The sequence below is a fragment of the Leptospira barantonii genome, assembly GCF_002811925.1.
Lineage (GTDB): Bacteria > Spirochaetota > Leptospiria > Leptospirales > Leptospiraceae > Leptospira > Leptospira barantonii.
In genome coordinates this window covers 103142-120111 of the sequence record NZ_NPDS01000006.1, presented here as the reverse complement: position 1 = coordinate 120111, position 16970 = coordinate 103142, and the positions used below count along the sequence as shown (strand labels likewise).

At 44.2% G+C, this 16970-nt stretch carries 16 protein-coding genes; 5 read left to right on the top strand and 11 right to left on the bottom strand.

Going from position 1 to position 16970, the window contains the following annotated elements; all coding sequences use genetic code 11:
* From CH367_RS14030 to CH367_RS14020, 3 genes are all read right to left on the bottom strand, one after another.
* On the bottom strand, positions 1 to 942 hold the full coding sequence (locus tag CH367_RS14030; RefSeq protein ID WP_100763129.1) for an alpha/beta fold hydrolase: 942 nt from the start codon (positions 940 to 942) through the stop codon (positions 1 to 3).
* Positions 943 to 1014: 72 nt separating this feature from the next.
* On the bottom strand, positions 1015 to 1491 hold the full coding sequence (locus CH367_RS14025) for a cyclic nucleotide-binding domain-containing protein (RefSeq protein ID WP_100763128.1): 477 nt from the start codon (positions 1489 to 1491) through the stop codon (positions 1015 to 1017).
* An 89-nt stretch (positions 1492 to 1580) separates the two neighbouring features.
* Positions 1581 to 2882: a sensor histidine kinase gene (locus CH367_RS14020; RefSeq protein ID WP_100763127.1), complete on the bottom strand. Its 1302-nt coding sequence runs from the start codon at positions 2880 to 2882 to the stop codon at positions 1581 to 1583.
* A 219-nt stretch (positions 2883 to 3101) separates the two neighbouring features.
* Between CH367_RS14020 and CH367_RS14015 the strand changes: the two genes are divergently transcribed.
* From CH367_RS14015 to CH367_RS14005, 3 genes are read left to right on the top strand one after another with little or no spacing between them, the layout of a single operon-like run.
* Positions 3102 to 4328 carry a DUF445 domain-containing protein gene (locus CH367_RS14015; RefSeq protein ID WP_100763126.1) on the top strand — a complete coding sequence of 409 codons (1227 nt, stop codon included), beginning with the start codon at positions 3102 to 3104 and terminating at the stop codon, positions 4326 to 4328.
* 15 nt (positions 4329 to 4343) lie between these two features.
* Entirely contained in the window at positions 4344 to 4649 is a 306-nt protein-coding gene (locus tag CH367_RS14010; RefSeq protein WP_100763125.1) for a hypothetical protein, read from the top strand.
* Positions 4646 to 5659 (top strand): alpha/beta fold hydrolase, encoded by a 1014-nt coding sequence (locus tag CH367_RS14005; RefSeq protein WP_100763124.1) that lies wholly within the window; start codon positions 4646 to 4648, stop codon positions 5657 to 5659. Before CH367_RS14010 ends, CH367_RS14005 begins: the two co-directional genes overlap by 4 nt.
* On the opposite strand, the gene pgsW is transcribed toward CH367_RS14005, so the two are convergent.
* From pgsW to CH367_RS13970, 7 genes are all read right to left on the bottom strand, one after another.
* Positions 5656 to 6741 (bottom strand): poly-gamma-glutamate system protein, encoded by a 1086-nt coding sequence (gene pgsW / locus CH367_RS14000; protein WP_100763319.1) that lies wholly within the window; start codon positions 6739 to 6741, stop codon positions 5656 to 5658. The genes CH367_RS14005 and pgsW overlap by 4 nt on opposite strands.
* A 32-nt stretch (positions 6742 to 6773) precedes the next feature.
* On the bottom strand, positions 6774 to 7232 hold the full coding sequence (gene pgsC / locus CH367_RS13995; protein WP_100763123.1) for a poly-gamma-glutamate biosynthesis protein PgsC: 459 nt from the start codon (positions 7230 to 7232) through the stop codon (positions 6774 to 6776).
* Positions 7233 to 7238: 6 nt separating this feature from the next.
* On the bottom strand, positions 7239 to 8459 hold the full coding sequence (gene pgsB / locus CH367_RS13990) for a poly-gamma-glutamate synthase PgsB (RefSeq protein ID WP_100763122.1): 1221 nt from the start codon (positions 8457 to 8459) through the stop codon (positions 7239 to 7241).
* A 1-nt stretch (position 8460) separates the two neighbouring features.
* On the bottom strand, positions 8461 to 9723 hold the full coding sequence (locus CH367_RS13985; protein ID WP_100763121.1) for a SpoIIE family protein phosphatase: 1263 nt from the start codon (positions 9721 to 9723) through the stop codon (positions 8461 to 8463).
* A gap of 59 nt (positions 9724 to 9782) precedes the next feature.
* Positions 9783 to 10904 carry a sensor histidine kinase gene (locus tag CH367_RS13980; RefSeq protein WP_100763120.1) on the bottom strand — a complete coding sequence of 374 codons (1122 nt, stop codon included), beginning with the start codon at positions 10902 to 10904 and terminating at the stop codon, positions 9783 to 9785.
* A gap of 119 nt (positions 10905 to 11023) precedes the next feature.
* Positions 11024 to 11413, bottom strand: coding sequence for an FKBP-type peptidyl-prolyl cis-trans isomerase (locus CH367_RS13975; protein ID WP_100763119.1), 390 nt, complete (start codon positions 11411 to 11413; stop codon positions 11024 to 11026).
* Positions 11410 to 11805, bottom strand: a complete 396-nt coding sequence (locus tag CH367_RS13970) for an RNA recognition motif domain-containing protein (RefSeq protein ID WP_100763118.1) — start codon at positions 11803 to 11805, stop codon at positions 11410 to 11412. Before CH367_RS13970 ends, CH367_RS13975 begins: the two co-directional genes overlap by 4 nt.
* A gap of 115 nt (positions 11806 to 11920) precedes the next feature.
* Between CH367_RS13970 and CH367_RS13965 the strand changes: the two genes are divergently transcribed.
* Positions 11921 to 12967, top strand: coding sequence for a serine/threonine protein kinase (locus tag CH367_RS13965; protein ID WP_100763117.1), 1047 nt, complete (start codon positions 11921 to 11923; stop codon positions 12965 to 12967).
* A 164-nt stretch (positions 12968 to 13131) separates the two neighbouring features.
* The gene (locus CH367_RS13960; protein ID WP_100763116.1) at positions 13132 to 15426 is read left to right on the top strand and encodes an inorganic phosphate transporter; all 2295 of its coding nucleotides are present in this window, start codon (positions 13132 to 13134) and stop codon (positions 15424 to 15426) included.
* Between the two features lie 269 nt (positions 15427 to 15695).
* On the opposite strand, the gene clpX is transcribed toward CH367_RS13960, so the two are convergent.
* Positions 15696 to 16961 (bottom strand): ATP-dependent Clp protease ATP-binding subunit ClpX, encoded by a 1266-nt coding sequence (gene clpX / locus CH367_RS13955; RefSeq protein WP_100763115.1) that lies wholly within the window; start codon positions 16959 to 16961, stop codon positions 15696 to 15698.
* Positions 16962 to 16970 lie beyond the last annotated feature (9 nt).

Sequence of the window (16970 nt, the reverse complement as noted above, 5' to 3'; positions counted from 1 at the left end):
TCATTGACCCTTTAGAAAACCTGCATATACTTCCGAAACTTCCTCCGGGCGTTCGAGTTGGGGACTATGTCCGCATTCTTTCAAAATAACCCTTCTGGAATTTTTGATACCTTTTAACATCACGTCAGACGCGCTGATATGAATCACACGATCCGTATCTCCCCAAAGGATCAAGGTTCTCGCCTGAATTTTTCCGAGCCTTTCCTCAAGAGCGGTGGATTGAGATCGAATTTCGCCGTAAATTTTGGCGTTGAAGTCCTTGTTTGCGATCGCCTTGTTCGAAAAGTATTCCTTCAAAAAAGTAGGAATGTAAGGGGGTTTTACGAAGATAAAGTTCATAAGAAAATCGAATTCTTCCACGTTAGCCGCAACCAACGGATTTTTTCCCTGTTCGAGATAACCGAGAAGTTCGCTCTTGATCGGAGACTTTACACCCGCCGAATCGAAAAGACCCAGGGTAAGAATTTGTTCCGGGTAGGTCGCCGAATAAACCCCCGAGATCGAACCTCCCATCGAGTTTCCGGCTATATGAAACTTTTCTAATCCAAGACTTTTACGAAATTCGTTCAGACGACTTACCTGAGTCAGAATGGAATATTCGTCCTCTTGTTTGCGGTCGTTTTCTCCGAAGCCGGGAAGATCGGGAATCACCACATGATAGTTAGGCGTTAACGTTCTTACGAATCTCGTCCAATTGTCCTTATCTCCTCCGAAGCCGTGTATGAGAAGAATCGTTTCACCCTTCCCGCCTTCCAAATATTTCCAGTGATACGAACCGACTTGGATTTCTTTTTTTTCGAGATCGGATTTGGATCGTTCGTAGTAGAGTCCGCCGCCGACTAAAACCTTCGTACACGAAGAGAAAACGAACAGAATTAAGAGGGAAAGAAAAACGGATCGAACGAAGGGAAGAATAGAAAGAGGAGAAGATTTAGATTTCATTTCAAATTCCTTGGAGAGAGAGAAAGACCGGAATCGGACGGATCAAACCGTTTCCGAAACCGGCCAAAGAAATCAGATGGTGTATCTTTTTCTGAGTTCTCTCGCGTAAGTTAAATCGTGTGTAAGCATTCTCAAACGTTTCGCTAAGAAATGGGAAATCGCTTGGTAGAATTTTAAGGAAGCGTTCTTGTCCTTTTCGAAAATCGCTTTGAGATGATCGTAAGGAATTCTTAAGAGTTCGGATCTTTCCATCGCTTCGACGGATGCGGAACGTTTACCCGGATCGAGATAAGGAAGTTCTCCGAAATGATCTCCGGTGGCGATCGTGGTTACGTTTACGTCGTCCCCTTTTTCGGTGGAGGTAAGCACTTTTAAGGTTCCGTAGATGACTACGAAGAATGCCTTCGCTTCATTGCCTTCGTGAAAAATCGCGTCGCCTTGCTCGTAGACTTTGTATTCGGTCTTCTCTGCGATGGCTCCTAATTCGTCTTCCGTAAAATTGGAGAAAAGATATATCTGTTTGAGAATTTCTTCTTTTGTATGTTGCATAATATTTCCCGAAATGCGACTGTAAATCGCAGTTTAAATAATGCAAGCAGGTTCCGAAATCGGACAAGCCCTCTTCTTTCGAAAATGTCCTAATCCTTCCAACCCGCGAAGTGCATTCTCAGATAAAATCCGTTTTTGGTTTCGAAGGAAAGTTTTGCGTGGAGTTGCGTGGAAAGCATATCGATCAATTTCAATCCGAGTCCGCTTTGTTCGTTCCGAGCTTCGTCTAGATGGAAGCCCACTCCGGTGTCCCTGTATTCGAGTTCCACGTTGCCTCCGATATGTTTCAGGATCAGAAAAATTTCTCCCTTGTCCTGATCGGCAAACGCGTATTTTAAGGAGTTGGTAAGAAGTTCGTTCAGGATCAATCCGATCGGAATGGCTCGGTCGATCGAAATGAAAAAAGAATTTTCCAAATTGTGAAAACGGATTTTACCGGCTTGGCCGTAGATCGAAAGAAGATTCGAGGAAAGCGAAAAACAATAATTCTTCAGATCGACTTTTGCAAGATTATCGGAACGGTATAATTCCTCGTGAACCAAGGCCATCGATTTGACTCTGAGTTCGCATTCCCGAAGAACCTTTTGTAAATAAGGATCTTCCTTGTATTCCGCGTGAAGACTCAAAAGACTCGAAACGATCTGCAGATTATTTTTCACCCTATGATGAATTTCCTGTAGCATCAGTTCCTTTTCCTTCAACGAAGTTTCGAGCTTCTTCTGGATAAGATTGCGTTCGGTCACGTCATGGACGATCGAATAGAGATGAATTCTTCCGTTAATGGAAATCGGACCCGAAAAAACTTCCACGTCCCTGAGTTCTCCCGATTTCAAACGATGAATGAAGTTGAAGTAAAGACGGTTTTCGGAACTCGCTTTGAGCATCTCGGTTTTCACCTCTTCGGGCCCGAGCATATTCACGTCGCTGATTTTGAGATTTAAAAATTCTTCCCGAGTATATCCGTAAAATTCGAGGGCGGAGTCGCTGACGTTGACGAGCATTCCGGTTTCGACGTCGATGACAAGTTTGATCGCGAGGTTTTTATGAAAGATCTGAAAGAACTGTTCCTCGAGACGGAAACCCGCTTTCAAATTTCGAAAACGGATCAGGAAAAGTTCTTCGTTTAACAATTCTATTAAAACGTCAAAAGGAATCTTTACTCCTTTCGAGTCGATCAGATGCAGAGTTCCGTTCCAGGGAGAATGGAGATCCCTGATCTTTGTCCAATCCTCGAAAAGATTCTCCGCAAACGAAGGAGGATCGGTTTCATAACCGAGATGTTTTATAATTCCGGAATCGATCGAAAGAATCTCACCGTTCTTTTTGAGCAGAACGGAGGTTCGAGGTTCAAAATCGGAATTATTTTGAGGATTCATACCGGATGATCTCATAGAATCGCTCCAATCGCCAAAACTGCAAAGAAAAATTTATTTCCAAACTCTTTGAAAAAAGCGTCTCCGCATGAAATTTTAAGACGGAGGAACGTTATCGGTCTTGTCAAATTCGAGTATTTTATTCTAACCGTTCAAAAAAAATGATTTGCCCTACGCCAACGAGGAACCGAACTTGCTAGTAGTTGAAAAATTATAGCGATTGCTACAGGAAATTGTATGGAATTTTTAAATGAAAACAAGGAATTGATCGGGATTCTCATGATGCCCGTCACGTACGGATTCGTGGGTTGGTTCACCAACGTGGTCGCTCTCAAAATGACCTTTTATCCGTTGGAGTTCGTCGGAATTCCACCGTACTTAGGTTGGCAGGGAATCGTCCCCAAAAAATCCCAAAAGCTCGCGTTGAAATCGGTCAATATCATGACCGAAAGATTGATCAAGGTGGAAGACTTCTTTTCGAAGGTGGACCCGGATCAATTGGAAAAAGAATTCCAACCCGTTTTGGACGAACTCGTTCCCGAAGCGACCCGCGAAATCGTACATCATATCAATCCGGCTCTTCGGGCCAAACTCGAAGGGGAAGAAGAAGCGAGAATCATCTCCGGTGTTCAGAAAAAAAGCGAACATACGGTTAAGAATATTATGATACAGGTAAAGGAGAACGTATCAAGCGTATTCAATTTTCGTTCCTTAGTTCTTCGTAAACTCACGGGACCGAACGTAAAAAGAATCGTGGATATCTTTCAAGAAGTCGGTTCGAAAGAATTCAAGTTCATAGAACATTGCGGTTGGTATTTGGGCGGAGCGATGGGAATTCTACAAGCGCTCGCTTGGAATTTATTTCCGTATTGGTGGACTCTTCCCATCCAAGGTGTGGTAGTCGGTTATATCACGAACTGGGTCGCGCTTACGATGATCTTTCGTCCTCTTTATGAAAAGAAAGTCGGACCGATTCGTTACCAAGGTCTTTTTTTAAAAAGACAAGAGGACGTTTCCAAAAAATATTCGAACGTGTTCGCAACTCAAGTGTTGACCGCAAGAAACGTTCTCGAGGAAATTTTATACAAACGCGCCGCACGTTCTCTTGTGGAAACGATTCAAAGCGAAACCGAAGAAGCCGCAAAACGTCTTCACCTGAACGGAGGTTTGGATTCGGAGACGAGCAACGAAAATTCCGAGTTTGAAACGACTAAGAAGGAAGTGATCGGAAGAGTTTCCGAATCTCTCGCAAACAGCTCGAACAAACTTGAAACGTATATGGGACGCGCTATGTCCATCGAGAACAATATGTTCAAAAGAATGAAGGATCTTCCTCCGGAGGAATTCGAACCGATTCTTCGTTCCGCGTTTCAAGAAGACGAATACGTTTTGATTCTGATCGGTTCGGTCCTTGGCGCCATCGTTGGTCTTTTCCAAGGCATCTACATGCTTTACGTTTCCTAACAAGGGAGAATTTAGATGAAAACGATACGATTGTCTGAAGATTCTCCGGATATCTTTTTGAAAAAAATTCAAAAGGCTCTCAACGGTAAGGAACTCGGGAAAATCGTCAGCTTTCTTTTAGAAGGAGAAAAGTTGACGATTCGTTTTGCGGGTCTGGGAGAATCCAAAATCTGGTACAACGTTTCCAAATCACAATCCGGTTACGAGGCGATCAAACAAAAAGAAAAGATCGCTTTTATACATCTTCCGTTTCGTTCCGAGATCGAATCCGAGTTAAGAAGCTTGATGGAAAGATTCGGAGCTGAAATAACGGACGAATGAAGAATTCAACTTCCGCTTCGGACTCGAAAACGATTTCAAAATCATTACAAATTCCGATCGGAGGTTCCGAACATTTAGCGGCGGAAGTGTACGGCAAGTTTCCGCTTTCTAAAAATTCTCCCTCGCCTGTGATCTGCATCCACGGTCTTACGGGAAATCTAAAAAACTTCGCACCTCTCGCGAGGGATCTCGTCAAACAAGGCCTAACCGTAATCGCATACGATCTGAAAGGAAGAGGAAACTCTTCGAAACCGAATACACAATATTCCCACGAATCACATGCAAAAGATCTAAAGTTTATGCTCGATTTTTTAAAAATCGACAAGGCGAATTTACTCGCACATTCCCTCGGTTGTTGGATTTCTCTCGCCTTTGGTAAGAATTATCCGGAACGAACAGGCAAACTTTGCCTCATCGACGGAGGCGGACAACTTTCCGTCAAAAGAAAACTTTCCAATCTGATCATGATTCAACAATCCTTGGAACGTCTTGGAAAAATTTTTCCTTCCAGAGAAGCGTATCTCAAACTCGCCAAAGAATCTCCCATCCTCAGTTCTTGGAACAAGGATGTTGAGAATTTTTTAAACTATGAGTTGGAGGAGGTTACGGAGAACGGATCGGGCAAAACCGGATTCAGATGTAGCATTCCGGAATCCATCATCGACTCGGAACTGAACAGTATGGGTGGAGCGAGATCTCCTTGGCGGATCCCGTTGCGTTTTTTAAAAAATCCGATCGCAAGCGTTCAAACATTAAAAAAGGGTAAAATACTTCCCTACTCTAAAATTTTTTCTCCCGTGCTCGTGATCCGCGCCGGGAAATCAAACTTCAAAAAGGGGGACGAATTGCTTCCCGATTCCGCGATTCAAGTCTTTCAAAAAGAACTCAAGACCTCCGTTTATTTGACCTTACCGGATAAAAATCATTACGAAGCGATTCTTCTTCCGGATCTAAAACGGGACGAAACCATCGCCTGGTTTTTTTCCAAATTCAAAGGCCAAAGAATTTAAAGATAAAAAGAATCTTCTCGTTTCGTTTCGGACAACGAGATCCAAGGCGAAAGTATCCAGATCATTGCGCTTAACAAAATCAAAAGAAAACCCGCGAGCCAACGATTCTTTTCTTTTTTGAAAATCAGATCGGAACTTCCCGGATTCGGAAGACCTTCGGTTTCGTATTTCATACCGGATTCTTTTGCGATCGTTTCGATACCGCTCACGTGCAATACGGGAATTTTTTGCGTTAAGTAGTTTTTTAGAATCGAATCCGGTAGATCGGAAAGTTCGACATCCCCTTCCGCAATCACGGTTCCTTTCGGAATTTTCTTTTTTCCAAGACTGGTTCCCGAAGAAATCGTTCCGCCTCCGATGTTGACATACAAAAAAATCGGTTTTCGATCATAGATTTTTTTTCGTTGTATCAGAGAATCCTCAAACGATTCCGAAGGAAGAAATTCATAACCGTTTTTTCGGATCGAAGCCAAGATCTTATTCCGGCCGTCTTTTCCGATGCCGATTCCAAGATCGGAAATTCCTCCGATAGACATAAAAATAGATTTTTGGAATATACTCTTTTCTTGATACAGATAATTTTCAAGATCCGCCCAGAGAAGATCCGGATGATTGGCCCCGTATTGAGAGGAAGCTACGCTCGCGATCGAGATTACATTCAGCTTCATCGTATCGACCGCGATCCAAAAACAAACATTCAAAGCCGGAAAGGAACCGGACATTCCCACTGCGATCGTATCGCCGGGCTTCAAACCCGCTTTTTGAAATCGATCCACGAACCAAGCCGCAAAGTCCGGGTGGATCGACGCTTGTTTGGAGGAAAGTTTTCCGGAAGAACTCGTAACCGAAGAACTTTCGAGCCCGATCATGCCCGTTCCCGACGGATCGATCTTAGAATCGATCGGAATATTTTTGGAAAGTCTCCATTCTTTGATCTTTAGAAACGCGTTATGCGCTCCTTCGCTTGTTCTCAATTTGATTTCGGCTTCATCGTTCCGGATTACGATCGGAACCGTTTCGATCCAAACTGCAAAACAGAATGAGGCGAAACACAATAAGACAATTGCAAACGTCGAATTCATTCGAAACAAATTGGATTTCAAAAAGGGAATTTTCACGAAAGCAAAACGTCTCCGAGAACCAAGATCAAAAACAAACGAACCAAAACGGAACAGATCAAAATCGAGGAAAAGGTTTTCGGAATTCCTTGCTTCTCAAAAGTTAACGCGATCAACCCCGGAACGATATGAGAGATCGTTTTAGATTCGATATCTCTCATAGATCCGAAATGATTTTCTGTAAAAAAATCCACGAGCATAGAAACAAAAATAGAAAGAAGCAAAATCAAAGCCGTCTTTCTTTGACCAAAGCTCAGAAAATGAGATTCTGAAATTTTATAAATAGTAAAGGTCAAAATGGAACTCAAGACCAAGGTTCCTAAGACCCAAGGTTGGAATAAAAAAAGTGCGACGTATCCCGGAACCACCCAACCTCCCGGATAAAGACCGGTTCTTTCCCAGAGCAAAAAGCCGAAAAGAATTCCCACTCCGATCGATAAGGTTACGATTTCCATTCTTTCCTATCCATGAGAGATTTGTAATCGTTCCGCAAGTTCCAACAAACGAGTTCTACCGGGCCCTTGATAATTGCCGGCGCCGATCCAAAGATGAGAACCGAGCGTCGGCTTCCGCAAATCAAATCGGAAATCATTCTTACAAACGATCAACTCCGCATTTCCCTTATAAAAGGATCGAAATAATTTTTCCCAAGCTCCGAAGAAATAAATTTTGGAGAACTCATCGCTGTTGCCTAAGAATTTTGCGAACTCTATCGTTCGAATCGGCCTTTCTCGTTTTGAATTGAAAACCACGATCGCGGAATCGAATCCTTGTTTTTTCTCGTCTTCGATCGTTATATTTTCTTTCAAGATACAATCCCAAGAAACCGTATCGTTTGCGGCAAATGCAAACACGAACCTTTGCCGTTTTCCGTCGAGGTTCGTTTCGGTGATCGTAAGCGCACCCGGATCGGGGACCGCCCTTTGAATACCGGACAATATCGATGTTTCAGTTACGCCTAACGTTTTACAAATACGAATGGCGATTTCTACATTCTCCCTATGTTCCGGATAACGTATCGAACGTAAAGCCGCGTCGATAAAATCCGAAGAAGTTTTTGTTTCCCCGCTCGGCATTGCCGCGTTATAAGATTCGGTGTTTATGATTTTCGTTTTTCTTCGCCGGGCCACTTCTTCGAAATACGTACCTGCACTTGAATTCACAATCGATTTTCCGAGGAACAACGTCCCTTCTTTCGGAACGGTTCCCGAAAATCCTTCCAGGATTTCTTCTTCCGACTTGGTCCATTCGCCGTGATCGGGTCGAACGTTTGTAAGAATCGTATGTGTGGCGGAAATCAAAATGTCTTCGGAATCTTTTTGATAACGAGGTTGAACCGCCATACATTCTACAATAACCGCCTGCGCGTTGTGATTCGAAGCGAAACGTAAAAAGGAACGTTGTTCTCCGATGGAAATCTTATTTCGAAAAATTCTTCGTTCGCTTCGATCCGGAAACAAAAGACTTGGGGCCGATCCGGTCGTTTTTGCGAAAACATTCCAACCTTCTTCCGTCAAGATGGAATGAATCAAACGGGTTACGGAGGACTTTCCTCTGGTTCCGTTTACATGGATTCGAATCGGAATTTTTTGGAATGCGAGTTCGTGTTTTCGTTTTTCGTTTTTTAAAAAAAGAAAAAAGAGAAGAATTAAAAATCCGAAAACAAAAATCGAAACGGGCATATCAAAGATCGGGAGAGCCCAACGCTATCAAAATGGCTGTTATATCGTCTTGTATTTTTTGCGGTCCAAGATGGTCCATAAGACTTTGCAAAATCGCAGGAATCGTTTCTTCCATCGGTTCCGAGAATTTTTTCGCGAGAATATTCTGCACCGCAAGTTCACCAAACTGTTGTTTGTCGGAGTTGAATTCTTCGTAGATCCCATCCGTGAGTAAAAACAAACGATCCCCGTATTGATAGTTCAGTTTAAAAATTCCGTAACCGTTGTTCGGATCGAGCCCCAAAAGGGAACCGGTTCTATCCAAACCCATAACCAAGTCGTGGGAAAGAAAAAATTGAGGAGGATGACCACCCGAAGAATATACGATCGTCTTGGAAATCGTATCTATGTCCGCGAGGAAACAGGAAAAGAACATTCCTATATTTCCGAAGTTCCTGCAATATTCTCCGTTGAATTCCGTGAGAATACGGCCCGGATCCATGTCCTTCTTTTTGATCGATTCCAAAATTCCTTTCAGAGTCATCGTAAGAAGCGCGGCCTGAACGCCGTGCCCCGTCGCATCCGCAAGAAACACACGCAAAACACCGGGACGAATTTCGAAAATATCATACAGATCCCCACCCACTTCCATCATCGGAAGATATGCGGAATGAATCTGCACACCCGCAATCGAAGGGATATCCGGAAGAATTTCGGTCTGTAGTTTTTTGGCGAGACTCAGTTCTTCCTTCATTCCCTTGTAGTAGTTCGCGAGAAGTCTGGATCTTTGTCTTACCTTTTCTTCGAGTTTTTCGAGGAGTTCCTCCTTTTCCCGATCCATCTTTTTCAGGGTCTGGTTGGCTCGTTTCAACTCTATTAGAATTCTATGTTTTTCTGATATATCTCGGATGATGATATGATATTGATAATCGTCGGCGGGTCCCGTTACCGAAACCGAAACCTCCGAGATCAAGATGCTTTTGTCCTTTCGGATCAAACGAATCGGACCGAAAGGTTTCTGTCTTTTTTTATCCGGAAGTTTGGCTACGTTTTTTAGAATTCTATAAAATCGATTTCGAATTCTCAGAGGAAACTGTTGTTCGATGGAATTTCCGATCAGCTCCGAAGCGAGAAAGCCCGACATTTTTTCGGCGGCTGGGTTGATTAGAAATACTCGAAAATTCTTATCCAAGGAAACGATCGCGTCGATCGCGGAATGAAATAAAATGGAATAACGTTCCTCGGGATCGTAACTTTTGTGTTCTGAACGCGTGGAACCGGTCATGAGGGGTTTGAAAGAGAGTCTATTAGAATCCGATAATTCTCCTCAAAGTCAAGGATCTTTCAGAAAGATTCGGGAAGATCCACGTAAAAGCGGGTCGTTCCGTTTCCACATTCGAAGGAAAGATCCCCGCCCATTTCACGGACTAAATTGTAAGAAACGGTAAGACCAAGCCCGGTGCCCTTACCGATTTCCTTGGTCGTATAAAAAGGATCGAAAAGTTTATGTCTGTTTTCCTCGGAAATCCCCGGTCCGGTATCCTCGACGATGGTACGAACATAGTTGCGATTTCCCTTTTTGATCTTTTCCCAATATACGGTGAGAATCTTTTCACGATTCGGATCGGGATGACTTTCGATCGCGTCTTTCGCGTTTGTCAGAAGATTGAGATAAACCTGTCTGAGTCTTCCCGCGGAACAAACCGCGTAGATCGGAATGTCCAAGGCCGGAGCCACGGTCTCGATCTCCGCTTTTCGAAAACCGCTTTTTAAAAGACCGAACGTGGAACAAAAAACGGTGGTGAGGTCGTGGATCTTCGCTTCTTCCCTTTCCAAACGAGTGAACGTAAGCATGTCCTTCACGATCTCGGAGATACGATTGCTTTCCTGAAGAATGATTCCCGCGTATTTGCGAAGAGGATTTCCGGTTTCGATTCCGTTAAACACCATCTCCGCGTAGTTGATCACACCCATCAGAGGATTGTTGATTTCATGCGCGACGCCCGCGGAAAGAGTTCCGATCGCTTCCAGTTTTTGTTTCTGAACCCAGGAATCGCTTGGTCTTTCCAAATCGGCGTTTCCCGCGAGAATTTTGGCGGATTCATAACGGATCGGAGGTGCGTCGGCAAATGGAGAAGATTCTAAATAGGCGAAGATCTGAAATTCTTCCGAATCGAATGCAAAGGAAACCGAATATTCTTTTCTGATTCCTTCTTTGGTAAGAATGGAAACTGCATAGGATGGATTTTCATCCAGAACGTTTGTAGAAGGCCAAAGAGAAGGATCGGAAAGATTGGGTTTGGAGTTTCTAAACTCAAAAATATGATTCCAATTTTGGATTCCTTCGAGTTCGGATTTGGAAAAGCCGAAAGCGCGGCAAAACGCGGTATTGACTCTTAGGAGCAAAAGGGACGGCTCTAAAATACAGGCCGGAACCGGGGAATGTTCGAAAAAGTTGTAAGACATCCGGTTTAAGCTATCACGGTGGAAGTAAGCCCCTCCTTTTCCATGATAGATTAGAACCGGAAACTGCTCAGAATCTAACGTCAGAATCCGGTAAATTCTGTTTCAAAAGAATTGAATCTTCAGTACACTTTTAGCAATTCCACTTCGAAGACCAGTGTGGAATTGGGAGGAATCGCGGCACCTGCGCCTCTGGAACCGTAACCGAGTTCGGGAGGAATGGTAAGTTTCCGAATCCCGCCTTCTTTCATCCCACGAACGCCTCTGTCCCAACCTTTGATGACTTCGCCCGCTCCGAGATTGAACGTAAACGGAGTTCTTCTGTCTCTGGAACTGTCGAACTTCTTACCGTTTGTAAGAGTTCCCACATAGTGGACGGTCACGTTGGAACCCGAAAACGCTTCTTTACCGGTTCCGATACGAATGTCCTTGATGACCAAGTCTTCCGCAAATGCGGGAGCGATAAAAACAAAAAGAACGACTAAGATCAATGTCAAACGGATTGATTTCATTTTCCTCTTCCTCCGGTTCTTCTTACGGTTGCGCCGCCGGAAAATCCGCCTTTCGCTTGATTTCCGTGGATCTTACCGGCACCGGTTCCACCTTTTAAAGATTGTTTTTTCTCGAATTCTTTTTTCAGTTCTTCAGAATCTACAACTGCGATCTGTTTGCCTTGGATTTCTTTTTTGTTCAAAGCCGCGACCGCTTTCGCGCCCGCAGAATCTTCCATCTCGACGGATCCATAGGATAAAGAACGACCTGTGGTTTTATCTTTTTTAATATGCGCTTCCTGAACCGTACCGAATTCCGAAAATATCTTTTTTAATTCGTCTTCGGTAAGCTCCTGGGGCAGATTTCCTACTGATATCTTCATGATTTTTCCTTCTCGGGAATCAATTTGCAAAATCCAATTCTATTGAAAACCAAATTCTAAATCGGTCGGAACAAAACGATCAAGTCGGAAGACCGTCCCAATAAAAAAATTTCCAAGGAAACCGGAAGCGGGAATCCTGGAGTCAATGGCCGATTTTTTTCAACTCAATCCCGGAGAAATTCTCACCCTAGTCGAAAAGGCGGGTTACGAACCTTCCGGTCATTGTATGGCTTTGAACAGTTTGGAGAATCGGGTTTTCGACCTTAGGCTCGAAGACGGTTCGCATATCATCTCCAAATTCTACCGTCCGGGACGATGGAACCGAGAACAGATTCTGGAAGAACACCGTTTCTTAGAAGATTTGAAAGAGGAAGAAATTCCGGTTTGTGTTCCCTATCGTTTTCAAGACGGAAACAGCCTTGCCTCGTTTCAGGATGAAATCCATTATTCTTTTTGGCCGAGGGTCGGAGGAAGATCTCCCGACGAACTGAGTCCCGAGAATCTGAAAATCTTAGGAAGATTTCTTGCGAGAATTCACAACGTAGGCAAAGCGAAGAATTTCGACCACAGGATCACACTCGATTCCAAAACATACGGAACCGATCCTTTGGAAACCTTGCTCCAAGGAGAATGGATTCCTTCGAGTTGCAGAAATCAATATTTAGAAACCGCAAACGCCATCCTGGATTTGTTCCGGGAAAAAATCGAATCGGTTCCACTGCATCGCATTCACGGAGACTGTCATAAGGGAAATCTTCTCTTCGGAACAGAAGGTTGGTTCTTTGTGGACTTCGACGATTGTTTGAAAGGCCCGGCCGTCCAGGATTTCTGGATGCTTCTATCCCGGGGAAAAGAAGGACTCGAAGAAAGGGAACACCTTCTTTCCGGTTACAGAGAATTTAGGGATTTCGAAGATCGTTGGTTTGATCTGATCGAAATTCTCAGGGCGATGCGGTTCGTTCACTACTCCGCGTGGATTTCCACTCGGTTTCAAACCGATCCTTCTTTCCCGACCGCGTTTCCACACTTTGCCGGGAACGAATACTGGGAAAAAGAAACCCTGGAACTCAAGGAACAATTCAAGTTGATTTTGGATTCGTTGGGGGGAAAAAATTTCTTTTCCGTTACAGATTCCAAGCCCCCGGAAGAAGAACTGACCAATAAAGATTTTTTTTGGGATTTGGAAGATTAACCGGTTGCTTTTGTAACAGAAAAGTAATAATCACAAGCGGGTCGTCGGCAAAATTTCAGTTGTCCGGCTCCCTGGATCAAAAACACTCAATCGAACTCGAAATTGACGAGTGAATGCGAAAAGTAAAACTGTAGATTCTACAAAACAATAAACGGAAGCGTTTCATGGACTTTTTTTTAATCATCGTTGTACTCATGGCGATTCTTGGAGTCGGCGACCTCTTAGTCGGGGTTTCAAACGACGCCGTAAACTTCACCAACTCCGCCGTCGGTTCCAAAGCCTCCTCTAAAAGAATCATTCTGGTCGTGGCCGGAATCGGGATCATTCTCGGCGCTCTTTCTTCCACAGGAATGATGGAAGTCGCGAGAAAAGGAATCTTTCATCCGAGCGGTTTTGCGCTTCAGGATCTGATGTTCTTATTCTTAGCGGTGATGCTTACGGACATCGTTCTTCTGGATCTTTACAACACTCTCGGGCTTCCGACCTCTACTACGGTTTCCCTGGTCTTCGAACTTTTGGGAGCGGCGCTTGCGATCGCATTCTTAAAAACCGGAACCTTAAACGGAGCGTTTCAGATCATCAACTCCGAAAGCGCGTTGAAAATCATCTTCGGTATCATCACGAGCGTGATCGTAGCGTTCTTCTCGGGAATGATCTTGCAGTTCGTTTTCAGATTCATCTTCTCGTTCAATCTTAAGAATTCGATGAAATACTTCGGAGGATTGTTCGGCGGTCTTTCCATGACGACGGTTGCGTTTTTTACGCTTTTGTCCGCGATGAAAGGTTCCACCGTAATTCCACCCGAAATCGTAAAATACATCAACGAAAACTTTACGAACATCCTTTTGATTACGTTCGCAAGTTTCGCGGTCGTTTTCCAATTCTTAGTATTATTAGAATGGAATATTCTAAAATTCTTAGTTTTAGTCGGAACAGGTTCTCTTGCGATGGCGTTCGCGAGCAACGACTTAGTGAACTTCATCGGGGTTCCACTCGCGAGTTTCGCGACTTGGACCTTGATCCAAGCGGGCGGCGGAGACGCAAGCGCCCTTGCGACCGGTCTTGCAGGAAACGTTCCCACTCCGAACTTCATCCTTTTGGGCGCGGCCTGTGTGATGCTCTTCCCTCTTTGGTTTTCCAAAAAAGCGGAAACGGTCACTCAAACCGAAGTCACCTTGGGTTCTCAGGGTGAAACATTAGAAAACTTTAATTCAAGTTTGGTAGCGCGCGTTTTCGTTCAGATCGCTCTCGGAATTTACACGCCGATCAAGGCGATTCTTCCCGCGGGCGTTCGTAACTTTATCGGAAAACGTTTCGAACAAAGGAACGGGTTTGCGGAAATCGTAAAGGTTCACGAAACCGAAGCGTTCGACTTGCTCAGAGCTTCCGTGAACATTCAGATTTCCAGCGCTTTGATTCTGGTCGGAACTCTTTACAAACTTCCTCTTTCCACTACGTTCGTTACCTTTATGGTGGCGATGGGAACATCCCTGACTGACGGAGCTTGGAACAAGGACAACGCGGTCAACAGAGTGAGCGGGGTTCTTACCGTCGTGGGCGGTTGGTTCTTCACCGCGATCATCGCATCCGCAACAGCGGGAATCATCGGATCCATTCTTTATCTTTTCGGATTTTCTTCGGTCGTAATCCTCGTATTGGTCGCGGCGCTTTTGATCTTCCTCTTCGGAAGAATCCACAAAAAACGTCAGGAAGCATACGATGAGAATCTGGAAAAACTGATCACTCTCAAAAAACATCCTGAAAGAGCTCTTTCCAGAACCATTTCCTCCATGCTTGCAAGTTTGAGCGTTGCGAGAAAAGCTCTGAACAACGCGTGTGCGGGTTATGTGAACGGTAAAAAGAAGAATTTCAGACAGACACAAAAACTTCTGAAAGACTTAAAGAAGATGAGAGAAAATTCCCTCTCCAGCTTCTTGTCGATCGCCAACAAACATTTGGAAGAAGACGATCTTTCCTCCATTCACCCGATCACGGAATCCATCAATCATCTGGATAGAATCACCGAAAGTATTTGGAACATTCTGAGAACTTCCTCGAACGGAATCAGTTCTTTCCACGAAGTCTCCAAGGACGAAAAAGAAGAAGTGAAGGAACTTAGAAAGTCCGCCACCAATCTGATGGAACTCCTTGCGGATTCGGATAAGTTCCCGGATCTTTTGGAAAAAGCCAGATCGGAAAAGAAAACCAAAAATCTGGAAAAGATCAAACAGAACATCTACAAAAGCCAGATGAAACGAATCAAAAAGGGAGACAGTAAACTGAAATCCAGCGTTTCCTACTTCGTAATCATCGACGAGCTCGTGGACATCAACGAAAACCTTCTTTCTCTCGCGGAAGAATTGAGCGTTGCGATTCCTTGGACTGAAAAGAAAAAGTTAGAATTGCAGAGTAAATCGATTCTCGCTTTGAAAGCGGAAGATAAGAAAAAGAAGAAGTAATCAAACAAGACGACCGGTAAAGCCGGTCGACTCAACTTCTTGGTGTTGAATGCCCCGTGATTTCCAAAAGAATCGCGGGGTTTTTTATTTTTAATGGGGAGAATGGAACGTTATGCGTGGATTCGTTGTTCTTCGGGTGCGTTGCGCGCCATCACACCATTGCTTATTATATTACACGAAACCCTGTCGACATGTCTATATGACGATATGCTAATAACTCAGTAACGTTGCTTGTCACGTTTGAATTTGAAGCTTGAAACTAAAATCGATTAAGCGATCTTGGATTCTTTTTTCAGAACTAAAGTAGGAGTCACTCGATCCGTAATCACTTCCGCAGTGATGATCACCTCTTCGATATCCTTGCGCGAAGGAATATCGAACATCAAATCCAACATGATGTTCTCGACGATGGCTCTGAGCCCGCGAGCGCCGGATTCTCTTTTGATCGCAAGTTCCGCAATTTTGTCGATTGCGTCTTCTCGGAAAGTCAGCTTTACGTTTTCGAGTTCTAAAAGACGGGTATATTGTTTGAGAACTGAGTTCTTCGGTTCGCGGAAGATCTGTTTGAGCATTTCCACGTCCAACTCTTGCAGAGTGGCAACGATCGGAAGTCTTCCGATAAATTCCGGAATCAATCCGAACTTGATCAAATCTTCCGGAATCACTTGTCCCATCAGAGCGTCCTTGCTATCGCCTTGGATTCTCTGTTCTTCAGTGCCGAAACCGATCGTTTTTACGCCGGTTCTGGACTTGATGATGTTCGGAAGATCCACAAAGGCTCCTCCGAGGATAAAAAGAATGTTCTTCGTATCTACTTGTAAGTATTCCTGGTGCGGATGTTTTCTTCCGCCTTGAGGAGGAACGTTAGCCACCGTTCCCTCGATGATTTTCAGAAGCGCTTGTTGCACTCCCTCTCCGCTCACGTCTCTTGTAATGGAAGCGCTGTCGGATTTACGGGCGATCTTATCCACCTCGTCGATATAGATGATTCCTACTTCGGCTCTTTTGATGTCGTTGTCCGCGTTTTGGATCAACTTGAGAATGATATTCTCAACGTCTTCCCCAACGTAACCAGCTTCGGTCAGCGCGGTCGCGTCCACGATCGCAAAAGGAACCTTGATGATTCTTGCAAGAGTTTGTGCGAGAAGAGTTTTACCGCTTCCAGTCGGCCCGATCAAAAGAATATTCGATTTTTCGATTTCGATATCGGACTTTTTCTCTTTGAGATTCACCCGTTTGTAGTGGTTGTAAACCGCTACGGAAAGAGCTTTCTTGGCGTGATCTTGACCGATCACATACTGATCCAAAATCGTTTTGATGTCCGCGGGGCTCGGAACCTCGCTGAATACTTCGGATTTTTCGTGAGCGTTGTGATCGTGATCTTCGGCGATGATTTCGTTACAAAGAGAGATACACTCGTCACAGATATAAACACCAGGTCCGGCGACTAAACGTTTTACTGCATCCTGTTCCTTTCCGCAGAAAGAGCAGAATAGTTTTTGTTTACCGTTGGTTCCCGGTGTTTTCTTAGCCAAGAGAGCGCT

What these genes read in the sequence shown, in the direction of transcription:
- CH367_RS14030 (WP_100763129.1), bottom strand. Translation starts at nt 942, where the DNA reads ATGAAATCTAAATCTTCTCCTCTTTCTATTCTTCCCTTCGTTCGATCC.
- CH367_RS14025 (WP_100763128.1), bottom strand. Translation starts at nt 1,491, where the DNA reads ATGCAACATACAAAAGAAGAAATTCTCAAACAGATATATCTTTTCTCC.
- CH367_RS14020 (WP_100763127.1), bottom strand. Translation starts at nt 2,882, where the DNA reads ATGAGATCATCCGGTATGAATCCTCAAAATAATTCCGATTTTGAACCT.
- CH367_RS14015 (WP_100763126.1), top strand. Translation starts at nt 3,102, where the DNA reads ATGGAATTTTTAAATGAAAACAAGGAATTGATCGGGATTCTCATGATG.
- CH367_RS14010 (WP_100763125.1), top strand. Translation starts at nt 4,344, where the DNA reads ATGAAAACGATACGATTGTCTGAAGATTCTCCGGATATCTTTTTGAAA.
- CH367_RS14005 (WP_100763124.1), top strand. Translation starts at nt 4,646, where the DNA reads ATGAAGAATTCAACTTCCGCTTCGGACTCGAAAACGATTTCAAAATCA.
- pgsW (WP_100763319.1), bottom strand. Translation starts at nt 6,741, where the DNA reads ATGAATTCGACGTTTGCAATTGTCTTATTGTGTTTCGCCTCATTCTGT.
- pgsC (WP_100763123.1), bottom strand. Translation starts at nt 7,232, where the DNA reads ATGGAAATCGTAACCTTATCGATCGGAGTGGGAATTCTTTTCGGCTTT.
- pgsB (WP_100763122.1), bottom strand. Translation starts at nt 8,459, where the DNA reads ATGCCCGTTTCGATTTTTGTTTTCGGATTTTTAATTCTTCTCTTTTTT.
- CH367_RS13985 (WP_100763121.1), bottom strand. Translation starts at nt 9,723, where the DNA reads ATGACCGGTTCCACGCGTTCAGAACACAAAAGTTACGATCCCGAGGAA.
- CH367_RS13980 (WP_100763120.1), bottom strand. Translation starts at nt 10,904, where the DNA reads ATGTCTTACAACTTTTTCGAACATTCCCCGGTTCCGGCCTGTATTTTA.
- CH367_RS13975 (WP_100763119.1), bottom strand. Translation starts at nt 11,413, where the DNA reads ATGAAATCAATCCGTTTGACATTGATCTTAGTCGTTCTTTTTGTTTTT.
- CH367_RS13965 (WP_100763117.1), top strand. Translation starts at nt 11,921, where the DNA reads ATGGCCGATTTTTTTCAACTCAATCCCGGAGAAATTCTCACCCTAGTC.
- CH367_RS13960 (WP_100763116.1), top strand. Translation starts at nt 13,132, where the DNA reads ATGGACTTTTTTTTAATCATCGTTGTACTCATGGCGATTCTTGGAGTC.